The 4,209-nt window shown below is 65.5% G+C and carries 3 protein-coding genes; all 3 read left to right on the top strand.

All coding sequences use genetic code 11. From position 1 onward, the window contains the following. On the top strand, nt 1-918 hold a 918-nt coding region (locus VKI00_RS14525), incomplete at its 5' end, for a virulence factor Mce family protein (protein WP_324438467.1). Beyond that, nucleotides 915-2,495 (top strand): MCE family protein, encoded by a 1,581-nt coding sequence (locus VKI00_RS14520; RefSeq protein ID WP_324438465.1) that lies wholly within the window; start codon nt 915-917, stop codon nt 2,493-2,495. The genes VKI00_RS14525 and VKI00_RS14520, both read left to right, overlap by 4 nt. Further along, complete coding sequence (locus VKI00_RS14515; RefSeq protein ID WP_324438463.1) at nt 2,492-4,120, top strand: virulence factor Mce family protein; 1,629 nt, start codon at nt 2,492-2,494, stop codon at nt 4,118-4,120. The genes VKI00_RS14520 and VKI00_RS14515 overlap by 4 nt, the downstream gene beginning before the upstream one ends. Nucleotides 4,121-4,209: the final 89 nt, after the last annotated feature.

Below are 4,209 nucleotides of genomic sequence, written 5' to 3'. Positions count from 1 at the left end.
GAGTTCAGCAATGCCAGCGGGCTGCGCAACGGCCAGTTCGTCCGCGCCTCCGGGGTGGAGATCGGCAAAGTCAAAAACATCAAGCTGGTCGACAACGGTCATCGGGTGCGGGTGGACTTCGACGTCGACCGCTCGGTGCCGTTGTACCAGTCCACGACAGCACAGATCCGCTATCTCAACCTGATCGGTGACCGCTACGTCGAGCTCAAGCGCGGCGACGGCGAGGGCGCGGACCGGGTCCTGCCGTCCGGCGGATTCATCCCGCTGTCGCACACTCAGCCGGCCTTGGATCTCGACGCGCTGATCGGCGGTTTCAAGCCGCTGTTTCGCGCGCTGGACCCGGAGAAGGTCAACAACATCGCCTCGGCCATCATCACCGTCTTCCAGGGCCAAGGCGGCACCATCAACGACATCCTCGACCAGACCGCGCAGCTGACCGCCCACATCGCCGAGCGGGACCAGGCGATCGGCGAGGTGGTCAAGAATCTCAACATCGTGCTGGACACCACGGTCAGGCATCGCGCGCAGTTCGACCAGACCGTCGACAATTTCGAGAAACTGATCACCGGACTGAACAACCACGCCGAGCCGCTGGCCGCCAACACCGCGAACATCAGCAACGCGGCCGGAACGGTGGCCGACCTGCTGGCCGACAACCGGGCCCTGGTGCACGACACCCTGAACTACCTGGATCCGATCCAGCAGGCGATCGTCGATCAGCGTGACAAGTACGACGACCTGCTCCACCGGACGCCGACCGGGTTGAACACGGTGGGCCGCGCCGTCGGCAGCTACGGAGACTGGGTGAACTTCTACTTGTGCGACCTCACGCTGAAGACCAACGGGCTGCAGCCCGGCGGTCCGGTCCGCACGGTCAGGATCTGGCAGCAGCCTTCGGGTAGGTGCACGCCGCAATGAGAACGCTGGAACCTGCCAACCGGCTTCGGATCGGGCTCATGGGCCTGGTGGTGCTGCTGCTGGTCGTCGGCGTGGGCCAAACCTTCACCAGTGTCCCGATGTTGTTCGCCAGCCCGGGCTACTACGGGCAGTTCACCGACGCCGGTGGAATGACCACGGGCGACAAGGTGCGCATTGCGGGCCTCACCGTCGGTCAAGTCGAGGACATCAAGATCGACGGCGACCACGTCGTGATGAAGTTCTCGACCGGCAGCAACTCCATCGGCACCGAGAGCCGGCTGGCGATCAAGACCGACACGATCCTGGGTAAGAAGGTGCTCGAGATCGAGCCGCGGGGCACCCAGACGTTGCGGCCCAATGGCACGTTGCCGCTCGGGCAAAGCACCACGCCGTATCAGATTTACGACGCGTTCTTCGACGTCACCAAGGCCGCCGCCGGCTGGGACATCGACACCGTCAAACGGTCGCTGAATGTGTTGTCGCAGACGATCGATCAGACCTACCCGCACCTGAGTGCGGCCCTCGACGGGGTGGCCAAGTTCTCCGACACCATCGGCAAGCGTGACGAGCAAATCACGCACTTGCTCGCGCAGGCCAACCAGGTGGCCAGCGTGCTGGGTGACCGCAGCGAACAGATCGACCGCCTGTTCGTGAACTCGAACACCCTGCTGGCCGCGTTCAACGAGCGCAGTCGGGCCATCAGCGCGCTGCTGGATAACGTCTCCGCTTTCTCTGCCCAGGTGCAAAACTTCATCAACGACAACCCCAACCTGAATCATGTGTTGGAGCAGCTGCGCACCGTCAGCGACCTGTTGGTGGCGCGCAAGGACGACCTGGCTTCAGCGGTCACCATGCTCGGCAAAACCATCGCCGCCTTCAACGAAACTGTCGCGTCGGGACCATACTTCAAGATATCGCTGACCAACTGGTTGCTGACGCCGTACTGGGTCATACAGCCGTGGGTGGATGCGGCGTTCAAGAAGCGCGGCCTCGATCCCGAGGAGTTCTGGCGCAGCGCGGGGCTGCCGGCGTTCCGGTTCCCCGACCCCAACGGCACCCGGTTCCCCAACGGTGCGCCGCCGCCGGCGCCACCGGTGCTGGAGGGCACCCCGGATCATCCGGGGCCGGCCGTCCCGCCGGGATCGCCTTGCTCGTACGCCCCGGCCGCCGGCGCCTTCCCGACTCCTGTGAACTTCCTGCCCTGCGCGATGGCAGGTGTCGGCCCGTTCGGCGACAACCCGTTGGCGCCGACCGACGTCCTCTCGTCGCCACCGAACCCGAACGGTCTGCCGCCGACACCGGGTATCCCGATCGCCGGGCGGCCGGGCGAGCCGCCGCCGAATGTTCCGGGCACACCGGTGCCGATCGCGCCGGGACCGCCTGGAGCGCGCACCGAGCCGTTGGGACCCGCCGGTCCGGTTCCGCCGCCATCGACGTTCGCGCCGGGGCTGCCGCCTGGGCCGCCGGCGTCGCCGGGGCCTGGAAACCAGCTTCCGGTTCCGTTCATCCCGCCGGGCCAAGGAGGAAACAGCCAGCCAGGCGGCGGGGGAGGCAGCTTGGGAGGTGACCAAGGGTGAGCACCGTCTTTGATATCCGACAGCTGCGGCTGCCGAAGCTCTCCCGGGCATCGGTGATCATCGGCGCGCTCGCGGTTGTGCTCGCCCTGGTCGCGGTGTTCGTGGGGATTCAGCTCTACAAGAAGTTGACCAACAACACGGTGGTCGCATACTTCCCGGAAGCCAACGCGCTCTATACGGGGGACGACGTCCGGATCATGGGTGTGCCCGTGGGCGCGATCGACAAGATCGAGCCGTCCGGCGACAAGATGAAGGTGACTTTCCACTACGCCAACAAGTACAAGGTGCCGGCCAACGCCTTGGCATCGATCCTCAACCCCACCCTGGTGGCGTCGCGGTTCATCCAGTTAGATCCGCCCTATAGGGGCGGCCCGGTGCTGGCCGACAACGCCGTGATCCCGATCGAGCGCACCCAAGTGCCCACCGAGTGGGATCAGCTCCGCAACACCGTTAACAACATCATCGCCAAACTCGGCCCCACCAAGGAGCAACCCAAGGGACCGTTCGGTGAGGTCATCGAGACCTACGCCAATGGGCTGGCTGGCAAGGGGAATCAGATCAACACCACGCTAGACGCCCTTTCGCGGTCGTTGACCGCCCTCAACAAAGGCCGCGGCGACTTCTTCGCCGTGGTGCGCAGCCTGGCGCTGTTCGTCAACGCACTGCACGCCGACGACCAGAAGTTCGTGGCGCTCAACAAAAACCTGGTCCAGTTCACCAACAGCTTGACCGGCTCCGACCGGGACCTGGCCAACGCCATACAGCAGTTCGACGGTTTGGTCACCACACTTCGTCCATTCCTCGCCAAGAACCGTGAGGTGCTGACGCACGACATCAACAACCTCGCCACCGCGACCAACACGCTGCTCCAACCCGACCCACTGAACGGTTTGGAAACCGTCCTGCACGTAGCGCCGACGGCGCTGTCGAATGCCAATCAGATTTACCATCCGGCGCTCGGCGCGATCGTCGGCCAGCCGGTGAACATTCTCGGCTTCACCTTCGCGAACCCGATGGAGGTGATCTGCAGCTCGATTCAGGCCGCCAGTCGGCTGGGCTATCAAGAATCCGCTGAACTGTGTGCGCAGTACCTGGCGCCGATTCTGGACGCGATCAAGTTCAACTCCGTACCGTTCGGGTTGAATCCGTTCATCACCGCCGCGACGTTACCCAAGGAGATCGCGTATTCTGAGCCGCGGCTGCAGCCGCCGCCCGGCTACAAGGACACCACCGTTCCCGGGATCTGGGTGCCCGACACACCGTTGTCGCACCGCAACACCCAGCATGGTTGGATCGTGGCGCCCGGAATGCAAGGGACGAAGGTGGGTCCGATCACGGCGGGCTTGCTGACCCCCGACTCGCTTGCCGAACTCATGGGCGGACCGGACATCGCGCCGGTCCAATCGAACCTGCAAACCCCGCCGGGGCCGCCGAACGCATACAACGAGGAGCCCGGTCCACTGCCGTACATCGGCCAGCCGAACCACCCGGCGCCGATACCGCCGCCGCCGCCCGGGCCGGAGGTGGTCCCCGGTCCGGTCGCCCCGACGCCGGCGCCGGGCCCGGCACGCGCTGGACCGCTGCTGCCCGCTGAGGCAGCCGGATCGACAGGACCGGGCCAGTGAGGCGCGCGGCGAGCGCGATGCGCCTGATCCGCCACCGGGCCTGGCAGGGGTTGGCTCTAATAGTCGCGGCGCTGATGCTGAGCTCATGT

Origin of the sequence: Mycobacterium sp., from assembly GCF_035314665.1 — a bacterium.
Classification (GTDB): Bacteria; Actinomycetota; Actinomycetes; order Mycobacteriales; family Mycobacteriaceae; genus Mycobacterium.
This window is presented reverse-complemented; position numbering and strand designations above follow the sequence as displayed.

Bases quoted from the DNA above. Each gene is read 5' to 3' on its own strand.
- VKI00_RS14520 (WP_324438465.1), top strand. From the start codon at position 915: ATGAGAACGCTGGAACCTGCCAACCGGCTTCGGATCGGGCTCATGGGC.